Origin of the sequence: Neobacillus sp. WH10, from assembly GCF_030123405.1 — a bacterium.
GTDB lineage: Bacteria > Bacillota > Bacilli > Bacillales > Cytobacillaceae > Neobacillus.
The window spans coordinates 988,779-1,008,023 of sequence record NZ_CP126110.1 but is presented as its reverse complement, the minus strand read 5'-3'; the positions used below and the strand labels follow the sequence as shown (position 1 = coordinate 1,008,023).

Below are 19,245 nucleotides of genomic sequence, written 5' to 3'. Positions count from 1 at the left end.
CATTGCAGCTGATATTCATATCGACAGCTATGCTGATTTTATTCCTTCGGGATTGGAGAGTTGGATTACTCTGTTCTATTTTGCATATAAATAAAGTCCAAAATCTTGCATTACAGAGGTGTGCCCCATATGCCGCAACATGGTTGCTATATTACCACGGTGATAGGATCCGTGAGTGACAATGTGAAGGATAGTCTCGGAAATGGAAGTCTCGAGCAACCCAGCATACGGGTTATCTACAACTATCAACTTTTCGATATCTTCTTGATCGTTCAGAAATGCCTTGTACTGTTCAGATATTTCTATAAACAATTTTTTCATTTCTTCAATACTTTTGGTTTCCACATGTTCTCTTAATTCATCCGCTGACGCCATTGCTTCATTCATACCTTTACCTGAGATAATTTCAAACCATGAGTAATCAGTCAGATAAATGTGAGACAACACTTTTGATACTGAAGAAAACCCACTCTGAATGTCCTTATGATAAATCTCCTGCGGAAGTTCACTTAAACGATCAATGATAACTCCATTTGCCCAAACATGGTAATTGTACATTTCTAATGTAGGGTGTGTCATGGCCCATCCTCTCCATTTCTACTAGCATTTTCATGTTACCAATTGTTTCTTAAATTACATACGTTTCAAGGGAAAAATATAAAGAAAATAAAAACTCAATCCAGTTAATTATATATTCTTTGTTATTAAGTTATTTCTTTTTTAAACTATATTTCCTTCATTAGTTGAAATAGGGGTTTATTAACGTAACCAGATTCCCCTCTAATACAAAGACAAAAGCAGTGCGATTTCTAATGTGAAATCCACTGCTTTTTAGTTGGTTAAATATACATTTTTCCTATGAGGTAGGTTCAATCGATACCTGCTCCCCAGTCAGACGAGTTTATTCGGTACAATGAAAACTCGACGGGCATTAATTTCTTTGCCACGGTAGTCCATATATTAGCATTATTTTCAGCAATATGATCATTTCATTTGTAGATTTAAAATAAAGATTGATAATTGGTAAAAAAGTTCGATAATTTATTATAAAGTTTGATTAAAATCCTGTACTAAATTTTTCTTTTTATATTCTTGTAGATGTTGTAAAAAAAATCCAGTATGATATTCCATTAAAGGGCCATTTAATGGAATAAATCTAACCGTTTCTAGAGGAAACGGTCAGATTAACGAGAGAATGTAAAAGAACAACCAACTCCCACTGACTAAGTGGCGATGGAGGCACTTCGATTTATGATTTTAGAAAATCTTTTAGCAATGTAAGCACATCTTGATGATGACTCACAGGCAGGAAGTTGTTGCTATTTGGGACTATTGCTAAGGACCCTTTCGGAAGCAACCGGTATGTACCGAGAAAATGGTCCAGATCAACGGTACCGTGATCACCGGTCTTGACCATGAATGGAACTTACTTTACTTGGTCATTTTACCATCTCATAACGAAGTCTTATGGAACCACTCGTTTCATAAAGTTGTGTACCAATGAGCTTTAGGTCTTTCCTTGCAGCAATGCTATCCAGATATCCCTTACCGCTCCCGAGGACGACAGGGTGGATAATCATGTTGATTTCGTCCACGAAACCTGCATTTAATAGACTTTGCACAAGGCCGGCACTCCCCGGAACGATGATGCTGCCTTCGATGTCACTCTTAAGCGTAGCTACACGTTCATTTAAATCACCAGCGAGCAGGGAAATTGTGTCGCCGAAGTCCCCCCATTGCACTTCCGTAAGCTCGCGATTGCGCGTGGCCACATATTTGGGAGTATTGTTCATTGCTTCGGCGAACTCCCCCTCCTGGAATGGCCAATAGCTCGCAAGGCCTTCGTAATTAACCCGCCCCATCAAGATGGCGTCAGCATTCTGGAACATAACCAAATTATCGGTGGTGGAGTCTATAATTCCGGGCATTGCCCAGCTCACCATGTTATTCTCGTCACCTTCCGGCCCTGTATAGACTCCATCCAACGTGCAGCTAACCGATGCAATAATTTTACCCATCTATATCTCCTCGATTCCTATTAGTTTAGTTGACTTTAATTTTATTTATGATATATTTGCACTACAAAATCAAACCTCATGGATTTTCCGACTGCGCGCATCTCCCAATGACTTGGCGTCTGGAACCATCGAGGTTTTTTTATTTGATTTACATCAAATTTGCAGCAAGCTTATCTAACGACTGGTTCATGCCCATGATGGCGTATTTCAGCATCTCTCGACACCAATGAAGGAGTCCGCCGCAATCTAGGACTATATTTTATTGTCCAAGACTGGGGCTATTCTACTAAACACGTCAGTCTAATACTTATTTTCGGAGAGTCTTCGATCCGATCCTCGTTAAATGTACATAGACTTAGCGATTAGAGTCTAATACTTTATCTTCTTTGTACACTTTCTTATTCAGGAATCGGGCGCTTTAATGGAGGAAAGATTACAGAAATAATCAAACTTTTTTATAAAAGGCAGATTCAATTGAGTATAGAAAAGCGTTTTTTGATCAATCTTTTTTTCAAAACACGCTTTTTCTATTTGCACTTTTATCAAGGTGTATAGAGTTAATTTAATCAAACTTTATTTTAAAGCAACACCAGCATTAAAAATTTTTATCTTTACAATTCACCTAAATAATCATCCAATCGTTCAAATTGTGAGGCAAATCCTTGGACTACACCCATATCCATTACTTGCTGAAGTGCTTCGACTGAAGCAAATCGAGACCGTGTAATGATGTTTGTCTTACCTTCGTGTTCAATGAACATCATTGTCACAAGTATCTCCGGCATTCCATCAACAGCATTTCCATCTTCATCTACAAACATATCAGTATGGACAATTTTCTCAGGTTCAATTATTTCATGATAGACAGCTTTACCCCAAGATTCTTGGCCGTAAAAGTCTCCTTGATTCTTATCAATACACCGCATGCAATAATGCCATACTCCGTTAGGCTTAAACTCAAATTTACGATTTTCAGTTTGCCATCCTTTTGGTCCCCACCATTTCGCCAAGTGATCAGGCTCAGAAAAAACTTTAAATACGAGATCTCGTGGTGCATCAAAGATCCGCTCCATGACGAGTTCTCGCCCTTCTACTTTCGTTACCAAATTTTTATCAAACATTCCCATTCCTCCCAATCCAAATTAAATTTTTGATAAAAACGAAACAATCCTCCTTCCTTAAAGTTTGGAATGTACACATATACACCTCTGCTGTACTATTCCTTGTCGCCATGTTTCTTTTCCTTTCCTTGCAATTCCATTAGGTAGTCATCCAATCGATCGAATCTCTCATCCCAAATGTGTCGGAAGGATTCCAGCCAAGCGCCTAGCTCGATAAGCGGCTGCGGCCGCAGCTTGTAGATCCTACGATTGGCCATCGGTTGTACCTCGACGAGTTCAGCGTCGGTAAGTACGCGGAGATGCTTGGAAACCTGAGGCTGGCGAAGCCGAAGTTGATCGGCGATTTCCCCCACTGTAAGGGAGCCATCACGCAATAATTCAATGATGTGAAAGCGGTTAGGTTCGGCAAGGGCACTCAAAATTTTTTCCATGCATTAAATATACCCTAATAGGAATATTCCAGTCAAGGTATATTCGGTTTAATTTCCATTTTTATCAAAATAAAATTTTAATGTTCGCGAAAAATGTTTATAAAACAATAATACTTGTTAAAAAAAATAGAACCATGCCAATAAATCACAGCAAGGTTCTAAAGATAGTTAACCAATTTAATTGAAAAATTTTATATAGTTTTCAAGCCAAGGACCATCATCTACCCCAGAGATTCAATTTTGGCTTAAAACCCTACGGTCATTGTGTCCGGATGTGATCCTGCGCGGCTATCTTGATTTAGGCCATCGATTTTTTCCATATCTTCTGAAGTTAATTCAAAATCAAAAACATCTGCGTTTTCAATAATTCGATGTTCTTTAATCGATTTTGGAATCGTAACGACTCCATTTTGAAGATCCCAGCGCAAGATGACTTGAGCAACGGATTTATTATATTTATGAGCAATATCTACAAGAATCGGTTCGTTTAGCAGCTGCCCCTGCTTTAAAGGCGACCATGCTTCTAGTTGAATTCCTTCTTTTTCACAAAATGCGTGAAGCTCTTTTTGTGTTAAATGTGGATGATATTCAACCTGATTTACCATCGGTTTAATCTCCGCGGAACTGATTAAATCCTCTAAATGATGAATCTGAAAGTTACTTACTCCAATGGCGCGCACGCGGCCATCTTTGTAAAGTTTTTCAAGAGCCTTCCACGTTTCTTTATACTTATCTTTACCAGGCCAATGAATTAAGTAAAGATCCAAGTAATCAAGTCCAAGCTTGTTAAGGCTGGTTTCGAAAGCTTTTAAAGTGGATTCATAGCCTTGATCAGAATTCCAAACCTTTGAAGTAATAAATAATTCTTCTCGAGGAACGCTGGATTCTCTAATGGATTGGCCAACACCTTCTTCATTACCATAAATAGCGGCTGTGTCAATACTAATATATCCGTTCCTTATAGCTGCTTTTACGGACTGGATAACCTCTTCACCTTCAGTTACTTTAAAAACCCCTAATCCCATCCATGGCATTTTCACACCATTATGTAAAGTAGTCGTGTCTTTTAAACTTGTTGGCATATTTATTCCTCCTTTTTATTAGAAATCTTAACATATAACTTGAAGTCATTTCATTTTTATCAATTATGAATGAATAACAGCTTAATAGAGGAAACTTTCTCTTTGGTGAAATCCAGCTATCCTTATTTCTATTGATAAACATCCATTATTCATCCACACTGCGCCAATGATCAGGAATGGTTAAAGAAGGTGGCAGTTTAGTAGTTATATCGCCCTTGGCCGAGTTAATTTGTGCTTGAGTGAGAAAGATACTTCCTGTTAGATTAGCACCACGTAAATCAGCGTCTCTAAAATCTGCCCCGATAAGATCTGTTGCTCTCATGTCAGCTTCTCTAAGGTCAGCTGCTATAAGCAAAGCTCCTCTTAAGTTAGCCCCTTTTAGGTTTGCTCCTCTTAAATTTGCACCTAATAGGTCCATTCCCCTGCTTATTTTTTTATTTTTGTTAGGTGGAACTTTCGCACGAACTAGTTCACTTGTCCGTAAAAGTAAATCATTAATAATTGTTCTATGAGCTGGAACATTAAGCTCCATAATAGATTGAGGGCTTAAGTAAGTGAGATGCTCCGTTTCTTCTAAAGCTGCCTGTAAATCTTGATATATAGGCTGCGCTTCTTCTAAACTAAGTGCTTCATTTAAGTAATAAAGCATTTCATTAAGCTGCTGCATAATTGGAAATACCCTAAACATTTCCTTAGCTAACTCTGGGTGATCCCGCCAATCGTTTCCATCAAAGGTGACTTGAGATACTTTTTGACCTGCACCAAAGCATTCATATACAGCACAACCGCGATACCCTTTTTGTCTGAGATTGTTATGAATCCCACACCGATAATCTGATTGCAAGTTGGAACATGGGGTCCCGCCGTCTTTATCGATCGGGAAATCAGCCGATTTTGCATAAGGCAATGCTACACAGCACAATCCAAAGCAATTTTCACAGTCTGCACTATATTTTTTTAAACTACTGTTGTTAGTACTGAATTGTTTCTCCAACCCTTACACCTGCTTTAAGGATAATGTATTTAATCTTTAATAACTTAACGATAATACCATTATAAAAATATTACATTCAACTGGAGTTTGAAGGAAGGGTAAGCGAGCTTTACAACTTATAAAGGACGAACCGCCCTGACTTTATTTGTTTTAGTCTTCATTTCCATTATGAAGGCCAAATCTTCAAATTTGTATCAAAAACGTCTTTCTTTACCCGTATGAAGGACATTCCACAATCCTTTATTCTTTCATAGTTTAAGAGGAACAACCGCCGCCGCCGCAGCTGGAACAGCTTGAACAGCTGGAGCCGCCGCTATCCCCTCCGCCACAATCACCGGAACCATCCGATGATGCCGAGCCGCAAAAAACAGCAGCTGTGCAGCCGCTCGTGTAATTAGCGGTATTGGCAAAGGCATATGCTTTCGCGTAGTTCCAATACTCATCAAAATAATAGTAAGAGAAAAAGACCATAACAAGTGACAGCTCAGACATTTCGCCAAATGTTCTCTTCTTGGTGAACTTACCCTTTTTATCCGCTCGATACATTTCTTCAATTTCACCTAACTGCTGCTTCATTTGAGCCACTAAATATTCAATCGTTACTTTGTTATCTTCATTTACCTTAAAATATTTCTCAATCAGAAATTCTTTGCTACTGCTTTTAAATTCCTTTAATACTTGATGATCAACCGGATGCTTGAAAAAGCTTCCCCATGATTTCCAGCTATATTGGGTAATTTGAAACAGCTGTGAAAAGATCCAATCGAAAAATGCACGTTCCTGTGGAGCTGGCTCAGGATTCGTGTTTGGCGTATGATGCAGCATTTCCCCTAAAAATTTTTCTGAAAACGCTTGGTATTTTTGCGTAAAAAGGAGCATATCATGCCAGACTTCATCCACTTCTTCACTAAACATCGGAGTCTTCTTTAAGATATTCGATAACAGGAAATAACGCTTTAACTCAAACAGCCGCCACTCAAAATCATCTTCGGTCCTTTTCGGATTCTCCTGAAGAAAACGCTGCTTAATTTGTTGGACATAATCATCATCTAAAGCTGCGTTTAATTTATCAAGCATAGGCTGGATTGGAACCTGTTCAAGGACGCCTAACCGTACCGGGATGTTTTCCTTCGCTAATTTTGGTCGACTATTTTTTATTATCGTCGTAACTCCTGCAGTAACCCCAATTAATAATAGCCCCGCAACAATCATTCCAGCAATCATTCAAGCTCCCCCTTTTAACAATGGATGTTCTTCTACACCTTTACTTTTTTACCTCATTTTACCATAAATTCACTTATTATTAGTCCATTTCATATGCAATGTTTCAGTTTTTCATAATCAACTTCTTAAGGAGCTTTATTGAGGAACGCTCCTCAGTAAATGGAAGAGCCACTCATTTACCGAAAGAACAAAATAGCTATTGGCGGTCACCCCACCAGTAAAAAGCAGTTGAGAAATCACTCATTTTGTGATTGGATTAAGAATAACAAGGGGGGATCAACTTGAAAGGGAAAATGCGACTCATCATGGCAATGCTCATTTTTGGGAGCATAGGGGTTTTTGTAAAAAAGATTGAATTGAGTTCAAGTGAAATTGCGTTTATAAGAGGGGTCATTGGAAGTGTATTCTTGCTTCTTGCTAGTTTCCTAGTCAAACATAAGCCATCATTTAAAGCATTAAAAGAAAATGCCATTCTACTTCTTTTATCGGGGGCGGCAGTTGGCTTTAATTGGATCTTTCTCTTTGAGTCCTATCGGTATACGACGATATCTAACGCCACCATTAGCTATTACTTTGCGCCGATATTTGTGATGATGTTAGCACCATGGGTTCTTAAAGAAAAACTAACGAGTGTGAAGGTTGTTTGTATCTTCACAGCAATGATTGGTCTATTTTTAATTGTTAATCCTGGTACTGGCGGTACAAACGGCTCACAAGATCACGTACTAGGTATTTTCTATGGACTTTTAGCGGCAGCATTCTATGCAGGTTTGGTCTTAATGAACAAATTTATAAAAAATTTATCTGGATTTGAAATCACGTTAGTGCAATTAATGACAGCTTCTTTGGTCTTGTTTCCCTATGTATGGTGGCAAGGTAATCTTGACTTTGCTGGTTTAACATCTACTTCTATTATATTTATACTAATACTTGGTATTGTACATACGGGTTTAGGCTATTTTTTATATTTTTCTTCGATTCAAAAACTAAAAGGGCAAACAATTGCCGTTCTTAGCTATATCGATCCTATTTCCGCCGTCATCATCGCAGCGATTTTCTTAAGCGAGAGTATGACCTTGATTCAAATGATTGGCGGAGCTCTAGTTTTGGGCGCAACTTTTTTTAGTGAAAAACTTGAGATAAAAGTTAGCGAAAAAGGTAAGACTCCCACTATTTCACCGTAACGACACAGGATTCGCAACCGATTGCAAAAATCAAAATCTAAACACCCCTATAAATTTCGTTTTTAAGTTTAGAGGGGTGTTTTTTACGCGTTAGATTACTCAATACTTATCGCTGCTTATTTAAAGTAATAATATTAAATCGACGCAATAGTAAAATGGAAATACAAAATTCTTTTTTCATACTGTTTAGAAAAATAATGTTGTTGAATGAGGCTAATGTTCGTTCTATAGAGTATAACTATAATGACCAGGAATTATTGAATTTAGTACAAACGAATAGTCCTGATGATTTCGAAGGATTATCAGAATGGGATTCAAAGTAGAGGCATCTAATTTTAAGAACCATAATCTTGAATGATGAAAACTGTTAATAAACTTCCTAATCAGTATTTTGTCAATTCAGTCTTGACTTAAATAGCGACATAAAGTGCCTTCTTATTTAGTTTTTTTACAGCTTGATGAAGTTGCCCCAAAGTATGCGCCTATAAAAATTGCAAGCCAGACGACAAAGCTCATAGTATCAACTCCCAAAAAATGTTATTAATATCATATTACCGATAAATGGAAAGTTTCCACTTTTATACATACATTTAATAAATGAATTAAAGTCCCATGCCAAAGTAATTAAGACAATTTATTCATTGTGTTTCACTGTAGACGAAAAATGCTTAACAAAATATTAAATAAAAAAATTTATTGTTCTGACAAACAAGAAGTAGGAATCCATCCAATTTCGCCATTTTCTGTTTTACAATATGTCCAATCGTTTAAATGCTCTAAACACAATAATATTTCACCTTGATTAGCTGTTAGTTCATGAGCTGAATAATCTTTAGTAACTATTGCTATACCATGGTTATTTGGTGCAGTTAAAATCTGCTTCGGAACCCATCCTTCTTTATTTGTAGTAATGGATTTACAAAAAATCCAATTTGGAAATTGCGTATCTTCTTTTCCATACAATACTTCTTGCTCTTTTTTTAAGACTATTGGGTCAGGGTAATTGGAAATATGACCTTTAATTACAGTGTATCGTTGCAAGGCAAAACCTCTCCTTTCGTTTATTTAATTATAAGCGGATAGGTTGGTTTTTACATTTTTAAAGATAATCCGACTAAAATATTTACTATTTTAACATTTATCCTTAACATCTTCTTCATCATTTCTTAATATATTCAAATTACAATGGCATTGTATAACCATTACTGTACTGATGAAAGAAGGGATATAGATGTTTTTAAAAAAATTAGCTGAGAGAAACCTTGTTACAATTGACTATGTTAAAAATGGCATTTCACAAACTGTAAAAGGGCATGTTTATTACCTTAACTTGCGTGAACAAATACTATCGTTGAAGGATGAACAACAAAAATCCTTTTCCATCCGTTTATCCGGTATTAGAAAAGTTTATTAACCTTTTTCCGGATTAGGGTAAGTAACCCAAATAAGGTCTTAATCTTTGTCCTCCATGAAAAATTCAATTTCCCTCATGATTAACCATCCGAACTCACAATTAATGACTCCATATTTGACCTTTTTGAATGAAAATCCAAATTAAAGCAAAACGGTATCTCCAAATTTGAGATACCGCTTTTTGTTTTTACTATTTTAAATGAATCAATATTGTGTCATGAAGAGATATCTTTTGGCTTGGTTTCACTAAGCCATTGTTCAATAAGATTGACCCTTTTTTAATTTTTTGAACGATCTCGTTCCTGCTTAAACCTTCTATCTGACTTGCAAGGGCTTGATCCAAACGAAAGCTTCCCTCAACAACCATTACCTTACATTCAATGACATCTAGATCAACTAACTCAACAAAAATGATTTTTTCGTTCTCTTTTATGCTATCAAATTCAGTTGGAATTAGTGTTTCTGGATCAACATGTTCAGAAAATGACTTGTATGTGTCCAGTTTTTTGTTCCAAGTATGGTTTTTGGGACACTTATATATAGCGAATTGATAAATGGATTTCCCGTTGGCATTATGTCTTTTAATCGTTGTGTCTGTAAAAATGGTTACCTTTCCGCACATCTTGCATTGCTTTTTTACCTGATCAGCTTCACGTTCTTGACGTAAAACCAAAGAATAAGTTTGTTTTTGCATCGTATTCCACCTCGAAATAGTTATTCGAGGAATACAACTTCTATTTGAAAATCTTGCAGTGCGCACAAAACAAAAAAAGTCCCCCTATGTCAGGAGAACCTTTGAACGCAATGTTAATCAACTAACAAGCTGCAGTTCGCTGTATTCCTTCTGTAATGGGTTATAGACAGACTTCTCCCGTAGTCAAAAACAGGTATGTTTTTTAACATGAGAAGCGATCCAATTGTTTTCCATTACAGAGTAGTTATTGGCATACAGGTCACATAATCCTTTCTTTCAAACAGATTAAGAATATCATAGCATAATTTATCTAAATTTTCCATTAGTTACACAAAAATACATCATGTAATTTACATGACAAAAGTAGGCACACCTGTTATAAAGAATTAACCAACTTTGCCCTTTACCATATTTCCTTCCCGTACTTCATTATGGACAGAATTGGAGAGGTGTATATGCTTTATTAATTGGCACAACACACCAGTCACAGACTATTAGGTTTTATGAAATATTTTTTTAGCTAGCCCTGTTTTCTTTAAAGTCTCTACTATTTCGAACAAAAATTCGTGTAAATAGTTGTCTTGAGATGAGGTACGCAAATGCTCCAATTGGAATAGCAAACAAATCAAGCCATAGACTATCCTGGTACTGTTCCGGATTTTCGAAAAGTGATAATGACTGTATTCCACCAAAAACAAGGGATGGTAGTAAAAAGAAAAGCCATGGATTGGAAAGCAATTTCGATTTGAATTGTTGATTAATTGCTTCATATATCGCCTCGGCAGCCGCTGCAATAAAAGCCACGATAAAGAAACCCATAACCACACTTTCCAAAGGTAAAGTATTATCGAACTCAGGATGATAATATTCCATTGCTGAATACGAAACAAGGCATAAAAAAGCAGTAACAAAGACAACATTCCAACCATATCGGATCACTTTGTATAATGGAAACATTGCTTTTTTCAGTTCCAAGTTCAATTTTCTATTATTACCGAATGATTCTATTGCCTGATGAATCGCTTCGTCCTCTGAGTATCCCTTTATCATAAGTTCATTTACATGTTCTTTCAGATGTGAATAAAGCTCTTCTTTAAATTCCTCTTTTTCATCATCTTTCATCGGCAAATCTGAGACGATTTCTTTTACATAGCGGTCAAGATTTCTCACAATAATCCCTCCAACGTCTTGTCAATTAACTGATTGATTTGTTTCCAGTTACTCAACTTATCTGCCAGAACTTTACGGCCTGTTTCGGTAATAGAGTAATATTTCCTGCGGTTTCCATCCATTCCTTGACTCCAGTATGATGATACACAGTCTTTATTCTCTAACCTTTTTAATGCAGGATATAGCGTTCCCTCGTTCATATGATAAGCATCATCGCTTAACACCCGTAATTTCTTCGTCATTTCATATCCATAACAATCCACTTCTGCTAATAAGGATAGCAATAAAATTTCAATGCTGCCTTTAAGCAACTCTCTATCCATATAATTACCTCCAAATATTTCTAGTACCATTGTATAACAATACACATCGTATAACAATGTATAAAAGTAAATAAATTATGAGGATAATATTGATCCGCTCAACGTAATTTACATGATGAACTCCCAAAAATAAGGTATATTATTATATGAAACAATTAGGCTATATTTTTCGTTTTAGATAATGAAGAAATTTTAAGTATGAAAGGAATTTGTAATTTTGAGGCTTACACGGATAGGAAAATTATTTTTTACATTTTTATTTCTGCTTATCCTATTCTTTATTCTGTTTCTTAAAGAATCCCCTCCTCCTACGGAGCCGAAAATAATTCATTCTGATTCATTACCAACTGAACTCCATCCAATTGTGAAAGAACGCAGCAATCAATTAATCCAACAAGCAGCAGATCAAGGAATTGTGATCGTGATTACTGATGGGTTCCGAAGCGGGGAAGATCAGGATCTACTTTATGAAAAGGGCCGTTCAACAGAGGGAAATATTGTAACAAATGCAAAAGGGGGAGAGTCGTATCACAATTACGGGCTTGCCATTGATTTTGCGTTAAGGACCCCTTCAGGAAATGTGATTTGGGATATGCAATATGATGGAAATAAAAATGGAAAAGCAGATTGGACCGAGGTTGTTAAGATTGCAAAAGCTCTTGGATTTGAGTGGGGCGGAGATTGGGCTAAATTTAAAGATTATCCACATTTACAAATGGATTTTGGCTTAACAATTGCCCAATTACAGAATGGCGAGAGACCTGCTGATTCATCAATTACTGCGGATACTAAATAAGGCGAACAGTAACAGTCCCTGTTCGCCTTTAAAATTATGAATAGAAATTACTTTATCCATTCACCATTCTTATTGACTTTGTAGCCATTGATAGTTGTGTTTGCTGCCATGCTGCCATCTTTATATAGGTAGTACCACTTCTGTCCCACTTGGACCCAGCCGGTTTTCATTTCACCTGATGATGCAAGATAGTACCACTTCTCTCCATCTTTCACCCAGCCGGTCTTCATTTCACCTGATGACGCAAGATAATACCATTTCGCTCCATCCTTCACCCAGCCGGTCTTCATTTCACCTGATGACGCAAGATAATACCATTTCTCTCCGTCTTTAATCCAGCCGGTCTTCATTTCACCTGATGGCGCAAGATAATACCATTTCGCTCCATCCTTCACCCAGCCGATCTTCATTTCACCCGAATCATCAAGGAAATACCACTGTGTGCCAACTTTTACCCATCCAGTCTGCATAACACCATTTTCATCGTAGAAGAACCATTTACCATCAATGAGATGCCATCCAACATGGAGATCGTTTAACTGTGGCATTCCAGCGATATAACCAATACCACCTTTTTTAAGGATGCCGATACCCTCTTGCATTGCCTTCTCTAATGCTTCTTTATCAACTGCCGTTCCTTGGAAATTTCCGAGTTCATCTCCAGGATGCTGATAATTACTCAAAATATAAGAGAATCCATTAAAATTATCAAGAACACGTAAGCCTGTAGCTTCTGCACCAACTGGTACTGAAAGCACTCGGGACAATTCTTTTGTATCAATGTTATAGGCCCAAACAAAGTTATTTGTGTGCTCCCCGCCATCTTCGCCGATGAACAAGGTTCTCATTTTTTCTGAGTAACTTAAGTTGTCTGGTTTTGAAACTTTATTCGGATTTGCTTTATTGCCATATTCATCTGTGGCAGCTAAATCTTCACCTACAACAAGTGCTTTCATTGCAGAAGCAACATAATTACTATTAATGGTATTGCCTTCCTTATCTTTTTGCCCGCCGGTAAGATTCAATTCATAGGTTCCACCTGCAAGAATCTGCGGTAAGCGAATATCATCAACAGGATCAGCCTTCTTGGTATCTTCAAGCATACCTTTTCCGATTTCAGACATCGCCATATAGACTTTCTTATCTTTCTCGTTTACTGCTAAGCCTTCCATTTTACGGAATTCAGCAGTTGCTCCTTTTAGCGCTGCATAACGCCTAGATTCTAAGAACGCAGCTGCCTTTTCCATTCCAGGTTTTACTTTTAAATATTCTACCTTTGCTCCACTTGAATCAGTTTTAATGGCCGTAAAGCCTGCTGTTGGTTGGCTGGCTGTTTCAAAAATATCACTGAATTTTGTACCTTTATCAATAATAGCCCTAATTTCATCGTCAGTCGCATGGCCAAGCTTAATCCACTCAAGATCGCCTGCTCCGCCATTTTCTTTACTAGTTTGTAAGAACTTAGCGGCATACAAAGTACCAGCAGATAAGTCTTTTTCTTTGTCAGCGACATACATGAACGTGACCGTATAGTTTCCATCATCACCAAAAAATGCTGTCCGATTATCAGGCATTACTTGCATCATTTCATGGGAAAAACGGCCAGTACTATAGTGTTTTACCACATTTGTATCACCATTTGGTTTTACCGTCACTTCAGGAATCCATCCATAATTATATGGATTTCCTTTTGTTTCATCCCCAAAGTAAAGCTTGGCGAAACCTTTCACATTTGTTGAATCTTTATCTGTACCTATTTCTGCTTCAAATTGACGTGCATTTGGCTCATATTCTTCTGATCCCAAATGTGTTCCCCAAGGAGATGTAGAACCATTACATGGAATCCAAAGGCCATTTACTTGGGAAAAATCAACCTTTTTTGCTTCTTTAACCGATAGTTCGCCATTCTTTTTATTTTGATTCAATTCTGTTAAGGTCATAGATGCCGGAACTACTCCATAAGCCGAATTTCCTGCACTATCAAGAGAATCATATTCAAAGTGAGATACCATAAACAATTTGCCGCCCACATTCATTAAACTATTAGAATCAGGAGCATCGGAAATATAGTACGATTCTCGTCCTGGAACGCTCTTATCAATAATCGGATCCCCTTTGGCATCGATAGGTGTTCCTGCAGGGATCTTTACCCCTTTATTTGTTACAATCTTTTCGTCAGAAAGGAATAACTGTTTATATGTAAGCGGGAAATTCTTCGTTGCTCCGTTACTATAAGTAACATCCATTGACGCACCTGTATATGTTTTTACCATTTCTTCGATGGTGGCTGGAGCCTTCATTGAGTTAAACTTGAAAGAATTGATTGTAATATCCTTCCCTGCTGCTGCCGCAGGAGTTACTGCAGGAATCATTAATCCGAGTGCTAATGCAACCGTCAATCGCTTTTTCATCTTCGTTTCCTCCCCTTATTTTCCTTACCTTCCTATTAAAACTCAAAAATATTAAGCTACGGTTAATAGGCTGTTGAGGAGAGATAAAAATTTGTAAATTTTTCAACTATTTTTAATTGCAGATTGTGATGGCCCGTTCGTTTCTATGTATTCCTAAAAAAGGGCTGTCAAATGACAGCTCTAATTAATAGTATTAACCCAAGGTAAAAAAGGAAGGCCTTTCATGACCGGTGAACGGTAAATATGCTCTGAAAAACTCTTAATGGCAAACAGTGACAAAGAGCTGTTCGCCTTTTTCGAACTGACGTTACAATTTTTCATCAAGGAATCTCTGACGATGTACAATGCTCCAAGTTTACTTGCTCGTTTCCCTGCGTACGACTGGTGCTACCTCCGTTGCTAATCGTTCAATGTTTTCGGCTACTTTTTTAAACGGCAAACCGCCTATGTCCATTTGGGCAATAAACCGGTGATGCCCAAATAGCTCGTATTGATAGAGAATTTTTTCGATAACTTGCTGCGAACTTCCAACAAATAAAGCCGTTTCTGGTGCAGAGAACTGTTCAAAATCAGCTCTGGACATCTGCATACTCTTTCCATGCTGGCGATTGAGGTATCCCCAATAATTAGAATAATATGGGTAGAATTCATCTTTAGCCTGTTGTGTTGTTTCCGAAATAAAGGAATGTCCCGTAACCCCAACTTTCAAATCTTCAGGAGCATGACCGGCTTGACTTGCTGCCTGTAGATAAACATCCACTAGCGGCCTAAAACTGTTTGGATCGCCTCCAAGTATCGGTAACGCTAAGCCGGTACCTAATCTACCTGCTCGTTCTGCACTTTTTTGGGTGCTGCCGACGCCAACCCATAATGGAATATTTTTTTGTGCAGGCCTTGGTGCAATATCAGCATTCTTTAAACTAGAACGAAATTGACCATTCCACGTTACCTTCTCATCAGCATTTAGCTTCAGAAAAAGCTCAATATTTTCTTCAAACAATTCATCATACTGATTTAGGTCATATCCAAACAACGGGAAGGATTCAATAAACGCCCCACGCCCCGCTATGATTTCTGCCCGTCCATTTGATAATAAATCGAGAGTTGCAAAATCCTCGAATAAACGGACAGGGTCAACAGTATTTAATACCGTCGTAGCACTTGTCAGTTTAATTTGCTTTGTGACTTGTGATAGAGCAGACAACACAATCGGAGGAGCTGAAACTGCATAATCCAGACGGTGATGTTCACCAACACCGAATACGTCCAAACCTGCCTCGTCCGCCATTTTTCCAGCTTCGATAATTTCTGCGATACGCTGTTGTGCACTAATAGTTTTCCCTGTATGCGGATTTGGACCTAAATCTGCTAGTGTATATATCCCAATTTCCATGCCGGATTGTTTATTTATCAAATCTTCCTTCATCTAACTCTCTCCTAACATCAGCTTTTGTCTTTAATTAGGCTTCTTAAAGACAATATGAGTCAATAGACTTCTCGTTTTGTCCTTAAGAAAGTCCTTTACTGCTGGTACGGAGATTGGCGAACTTTTTGCATGAGTCGCTCTGGATTGCTAATCTCTTCGAAACCATACTTTTGATATAAGGAATGAGCATCGTTAGTAGCTAGCATGAACCTACGAACATCTTGTAGTTCGTGATGGTTACTAATAATATCCATTAACCATTTAGATAATCCCAATTTACGATATTCAGGTAAAATAAACACATCGGAAAGATAGGCAAATGTAGCTAAATCTGATATCACTCTAGCAAATCCGACTTGATGACTGCCTCCATGATCAACCTCACCTTTATAAACCCCAAAACATAAAGCAGTATGTTCAATTGACTTGATGACTGTTTCTTTTGCGATCCCCTTTGACCAGTATGCTACATGACTTAAAAAATGGTGAACTACGTCCACATCTAAATGTTCTTTATTAGTAGAAATAGAGAATCCGTTTGTTTTCCAAATATCCATTGCAATCCCCTGCCTTTTTTGTAAAACCATTAATCAAACTGTTTTATACCCTTTTCAAAAGATACGTTCATTCAAATCCAAATATTCAATATTTCACCACGTGATTTGCCGTTTTTCAGCTTCCATTTTTAATGCTTCTCCATAACTGATCGTCAATATCGTTACTATTCGCTGTCCTCTTTTTCCATACTTACATAAAAAAGACAAAAAAAGAACCGCACTATGCAGCCCATATCTGATCTTATTTCTGTATTTGATATAAGTAAAACACATAATCGGTTTGAGTTCCCTTATATCCCTGTTGTCTAAGAATTGCAGTAATATTTCCACGATGGTAGGTACCATGATTCACAACGTGCTGAAGCAATTCAAAGTAACTCGCTTTCAATGTCCCATAACTTGGATGGTGAATAGTAGTAATCGCATTTAGATTTTCATGTCCATCAATAAAATCTCGGTACTCCGCGCTTAATTGAAGGTAATTTTGTTCTAATTTTTCCAAGCTTCTTTCCAATTTTTCATCTTGTAATCGCGTGACACTTTGGATGATACTGTCAAAACTGTCCCCTTTAAGTACACGCAGCCAGACGTAATCAACCTGATACATGTGAAAAATAGTATCATATATTGTAGGGAAGACACTTTGTACCTCTTGAAAACGAACCTCACCTGGCAGCTCTTTTAAATGTTTAAGAACAAGTTTATTGGCCCATAAATGATAATCAAAAATTTGCACGTTCAATCCTCTCCCTCTCAAAATCGGCTGTTTTTTCTAATCCAACATTACTTTTTGAAAAATAAAAACCGCTAACACATTGTCTTCAATATCCTAAAATCAAACCATTTTTACAAATTCTTTGAAAATTTATAAAGATCTATACTAAACATTACCATATTTAGGTTGTTTTTTAACACATTTCCCCAAAAAATCATTCTAGAAATCCTAAACTATATTTAGTTAAAACTGCAAAGAGGATTGCAGAAATAGGATATACCTTCCTGGAGTGATCTCTTAAAAAGGATAGTGGGTCCTTCTTAAAATTTGAAGGACCCATTAATAAAGTTAATACAGCGAGGTAAGGACCAAGCACTTAGGCTTTTGTTATCAAGCAAGCCATTGTTCTCGCATATGAAAACCAAAATATATTTGGTTTAATCGATATTAGCAAAATAAACGCCTTTACCATTTTACCGAGATAACGCAAACGGAGGTTTAATAAATATTGTAATGATCATTGAAAATATAGATAGTGCAGCTGCAATTAAAAATGAATTATTAAGGCCAAAATTCGTAGCAATAATAGGCCCTGCAATCGCTGCAATGCCAAATGCTTGAAAAACTACTCCGTAATTAGAAGCTATATTTTTGACACCATAATAATCAGCTGTAATCGCAGGAACTACGGTAACAAGTCCGCCAAAACTTAAAGCTATCATTGAAACAGACACAAAGAATATGACAGTATTCATAGTAATTGTGCTCATTATAGCCATAGCTATAGATGTTGTTAAATAAATTATTAATAATGATGTTTTTCTTCCAATTTTATCCGATACTACTCCCCATGCCAGTCTTCCCCCAGCATTAAACAGGGCAATTACCGTTATAGCACTAGCTGCAGTTCTTGGAGTTAGTTTTACAAGATCAATCCCGATGTCCTGTGCTAGTCCAATTATTAACAAACCACTAATGCACCCAAAAAAATACACAATCCATAATAAGTAGAATTGTTTGGTACTAATCATTTGAGTACTTGTAGAATCCTTACTGTTTGATTCTACCCCTTCCGTAACTCCTGTGGTTTCATAATCTGTTGGAGGTGTTGATAAAGTTTGCGCCCCTAACACAATTAATATTAGATTTATCACTCCAAGATACAAAAACGTTTGAGAAACTCCTTTTGTGAGAATTAAATCTAAAACAAGAGACTTAAATATTAAACTTCCTAATCCAAAGGAGCTAACAGCAATTCCTGTAATAAATCCCCTTTTATCCGGAAACCATTTGATGCATGTCGTCAAAGGGGCAACATAAGCTGTCCCTACACCAGTACCACCAATGACCCCAAAATAAATATACAATTCAATTAAGGATGTTGCTTTACTTGATAGAATTAAACCTATTCCTAGTAAAAGTCCCCCTAAAATTGCAACCTTTTTAGGCCCTATTTTATTTTGCAATTTTCCTGCAAAAATTGTGGAAAAAGCAAACATTGCAACAGTAATAGAGAAAGTTAAAACAATAGCCGACTGATCCCAGCCAAATTTATCTATTAGTGGCTGGTTAAATAAACTCCATGTATATATCGAGCCTAAACATATTTGTACTAACACAGCTCCTAGAACAACCAGCCATCGTGTTTTCTTATACCGATTCATTAATGCTTCCCTCCTAGCCGGC

The 19,245-nt window shown here is 37.1% G+C and carries 19 protein-coding genes; 3 read left to right on the top strand and 16 right to left on the bottom strand.

Annotated elements, in window-relative coordinates:
• Positions 1-75 precede the first annotated feature (75 nt).
• The 7 genes from QNH20_RS04595 to QNH20_RS04565 all read right to left on the bottom strand — a co-directional run bounded on the left by QNH20_RS04595 (position 76) and on the right by QNH20_RS04565 (position 6,870).
• A complete protein-coding gene (locus tag QNH20_RS04595) occupies positions 76-579 on the bottom strand; it encodes a DinB family protein (protein WP_283921735.1) in 504 nt (167 codons plus the stop codon).
• An 860-nt stretch (positions 580-1,439) separates the two neighbouring features.
• Entirely contained in the window at positions 1,440-2,018 is a 579-nt protein-coding gene (locus QNH20_RS04590) for a dihydrofolate reductase family protein (RefSeq protein ID WP_283921734.1), read from the bottom strand.
• Positions 2,019-2,629: 611 nt separating this feature from the next.
• Positions 2,630-3,139, bottom strand: coding sequence for an SRPBCC domain-containing protein (locus QNH20_RS04585; protein ID WP_283921733.1), 510 nt, complete (start codon positions 3,137-3,139; stop codon positions 2,630-2,632).
• A gap of 95 nt (positions 3,140-3,234) precedes the next feature.
• Positions 3,235-3,570, bottom strand: a complete 336-nt coding sequence (locus QNH20_RS04580) for an ArsR/SmtB family transcription factor (RefSeq protein WP_283921732.1) — start codon at positions 3,568-3,570, stop codon at positions 3,235-3,237.
• A 245-nt stretch (positions 3,571-3,815) separates the two neighbouring features.
• Complete coding sequence (locus QNH20_RS04575) at positions 3,816-4,652, bottom strand: aldo/keto reductase (RefSeq protein ID WP_283921731.1); 837 nt, start codon at positions 4,650-4,652, stop codon at positions 3,816-3,818.
• Between the two features lie 145 nt (positions 4,653-4,797).
• Entirely contained in the window at positions 4,798-5,646 is an 849-nt protein-coding gene (locus QNH20_RS04570; RefSeq protein WP_283921730.1) for a pentapeptide repeat-containing protein, read from the bottom strand.
• Positions 5,647-5,901: 255 nt separating this feature from the next.
• Positions 5,902-6,870 (bottom strand): UCP032817 domain-containing protein, encoded by a 969-nt coding sequence (locus QNH20_RS04565; protein ID WP_283921729.1) that lies wholly within the window; start codon positions 6,868-6,870, stop codon positions 5,902-5,904.
• Positions 6,871-7,151: 281 nt separating this feature from the next.
• Here QNH20_RS04565 and QNH20_RS04560 point away from each other — a divergent pair, with 281 nt between their 5' ends.
• The gene (locus QNH20_RS04560; protein ID WP_283921728.1) at positions 7,152-8,054 is read left to right on the top strand and encodes a DMT family transporter; all 903 of its coding nucleotides are present in this window, start codon (positions 7,152-7,154) and stop codon (positions 8,052-8,054) included.
• Positions 8,055-8,747: 693 nt separating this feature from the next.
• Here QNH20_RS04560 and QNH20_RS04555 read toward each other — a convergent pair.
• Positions 8,748-9,095: an SH3 domain-containing protein gene (locus tag QNH20_RS04555; protein WP_283921727.1), complete on the bottom strand. Its 348-nt coding sequence runs from the start codon at positions 9,093-9,095 to the stop codon at positions 8,748-8,750.
• Between the two features lie 190 nt (positions 9,096-9,285).
• Here QNH20_RS04555 and QNH20_RS04550 point away from each other — a divergent pair, with 190 nt between their 5' ends.
• On the top strand, positions 9,286-9,468 hold the full coding sequence (locus QNH20_RS04550) for a hypothetical protein (RefSeq protein WP_283921726.1): 183 nt from the start codon (positions 9,286-9,288) through the stop codon (positions 9,466-9,468).
• A 189-nt stretch (positions 9,469-9,657) separates the two neighbouring features.
• On the opposite strand, the gene QNH20_RS04545 is transcribed toward QNH20_RS04550, so the two are convergent.
• The 3 genes from QNH20_RS04545 to QNH20_RS04535 form a co-directional block, all read right to left on the bottom strand.
• Positions 9,658-10,161, bottom strand: coding sequence for a S4 domain-containing protein (locus QNH20_RS04545; RefSeq protein ID WP_283921725.1), 504 nt, complete (start codon positions 10,159-10,161; stop codon positions 9,658-9,660).
• A 516-nt stretch (positions 10,162-10,677) separates the two neighbouring features.
• Positions 10,678-11,331, bottom strand: coding sequence for a permease prefix domain 1-containing protein (locus QNH20_RS04540; RefSeq protein ID WP_283921724.1), 654 nt, complete (start codon positions 11,329-11,331; stop codon positions 10,678-10,680).
• A complete protein-coding gene (locus tag QNH20_RS04535; RefSeq protein WP_283921723.1) occupies positions 11,328-11,654 on the bottom strand; it encodes a PadR family transcriptional regulator in 327 nt (108 codons plus the stop codon). The genes QNH20_RS04540 and QNH20_RS04535 overlap by 4 nt, the downstream gene beginning before the upstream one ends.
• A 217-nt stretch (positions 11,655-11,871) precedes the next feature.
• Here QNH20_RS04535 and QNH20_RS04530 point away from each other — a divergent pair, with 217 nt between their 5' ends.
• Positions 11,872-12,450, top strand: a complete 579-nt coding sequence (locus QNH20_RS04530; RefSeq protein WP_481858036.1) for a M15 family metallopeptidase — start codon at positions 11,872-11,874, stop codon at positions 12,448-12,450.
• Between the two features lie 47 nt (positions 12,451-12,497).
• Here the strand turns inward: QNH20_RS04530 and QNH20_RS04525 are convergent, their stop codons facing one another.
• The 5 genes from QNH20_RS04525 to QNH20_RS04505 all read right to left on the bottom strand — a co-directional run bounded on the left by QNH20_RS04525 (position 12,498) and on the right by QNH20_RS04505 (position 19,223).
• Entirely contained in the window at positions 12,498-14,861 is a 2,364-nt protein-coding gene (locus tag QNH20_RS04525; RefSeq protein ID WP_283921722.1) for an alkaline phosphatase PhoX, read from the bottom strand.
• 355 nt (positions 14,862-15,216) lie between these two features.
• The gene (locus QNH20_RS04520) at positions 15,217-16,287 is read right to left on the bottom strand and encodes an LLM class flavin-dependent oxidoreductase (RefSeq protein ID WP_283921721.1); all 1,071 of its coding nucleotides are present in this window, start codon (positions 16,285-16,287) and stop codon (positions 15,217-15,219) included.
• A gap of 95 nt (positions 16,288-16,382) precedes the next feature.
• A complete protein-coding gene (locus QNH20_RS04515) occupies positions 16,383-16,844 on the bottom strand; it encodes a GNAT family N-acetyltransferase (RefSeq protein WP_283921720.1) in 462 nt (153 codons plus the stop codon).
• Positions 16,845-17,085: 241 nt separating this feature from the next.
• Positions 17,086-17,580, bottom strand: a complete 495-nt coding sequence (locus tag QNH20_RS04510; RefSeq protein WP_283923346.1) for a DinB family protein — start codon at positions 17,578-17,580, stop codon at positions 17,086-17,088.
• Positions 17,581-18,032: 452 nt separating this feature from the next.
• Positions 18,033-19,223, bottom strand: a complete 1,191-nt coding sequence (locus QNH20_RS04505; protein ID WP_283921719.1) for an L-lactate MFS transporter — start codon at positions 19,221-19,223, stop codon at positions 18,033-18,035.
• Between the last annotated feature and the right edge of the window lie 22 nt (positions 19,224-19,245).

Bases quoted from the DNA above. Each gene is read 5' to 3' on its own strand.
- QNH20_RS04595 (WP_283921735.1), bottom strand. From the start codon at position 579: ATGACACACCCTACATTAGAAATGTACAATTACCATGTTTGGGCAAAT.
- QNH20_RS04590 (WP_283921734.1), bottom strand. From the start codon at position 2,018: ATGGGTAAAATTATTGCATCGGTTAGCTGCACGTTGGATGGAGTCTAT.
- QNH20_RS04585 (WP_283921733.1), bottom strand. From the start codon at position 3,139: ATGTTTGATAAAAATTTGGTAACGAAAGTAGAAGGGCGAGAACTCGTC.
- QNH20_RS04580 (WP_283921732.1), bottom strand. From the start codon at position 3,570: ATGGAAAAAATTTTGAGTGCCCTTGCCGAACCTAACCGCTTTCACATC.
- QNH20_RS04575 (WP_283921731.1), bottom strand. From the start codon at position 4,652: ATGCCAACAAGTTTAAAAGACACGACTACTTTACATAATGGTGTGAAA.
- QNH20_RS04565 (WP_283921729.1), bottom strand. From the start codon at position 6,870: ATGATTGCTGGAATGATTGTTGCGGGGCTATTATTAATTGGGGTTACT.
- QNH20_RS04550 (WP_283921726.1), top strand. From the start codon at position 9,286: ATGTTTTTAAAAAAATTAGCTGAGAGAAACCTTGTTACAATTGACTAT.
- QNH20_RS04545 (WP_283921725.1), bottom strand. From the start codon at position 10,161: ATGCAAAAACAAACTTATTCTTTGGTTTTACGTCAAGAACGTGAAGCT.
- QNH20_RS04535 (WP_283921723.1), bottom strand. From the start codon at position 11,654: ATGGATAGAGAGTTGCTTAAAGGCAGCATTGAAATTTTATTGCTATCC.
- QNH20_RS04525 (WP_283921722.1), bottom strand. From the start codon at position 14,861: ATGAAAAAGCGATTGACGGTTGCATTAGCACTCGGATTAATGATTCCT.
- QNH20_RS04520 (WP_283921721.1), bottom strand. From the start codon at position 16,287: ATGAAGGAAGATTTGATAAATAAACAATCCGGCATGGAAATTGGGATA.
- QNH20_RS04515 (WP_283921720.1), bottom strand. From the start codon at position 16,844: ATGGATATTTGGAAAACAAACGGATTCTCTATTTCTACTAATAAAGAA.
- QNH20_RS04505 (WP_283921719.1), bottom strand. From the start codon at position 19,223: ATGAATCGGTATAAGAAAACACGATGGCTGGTTGTTCTAGGAGCTGTG.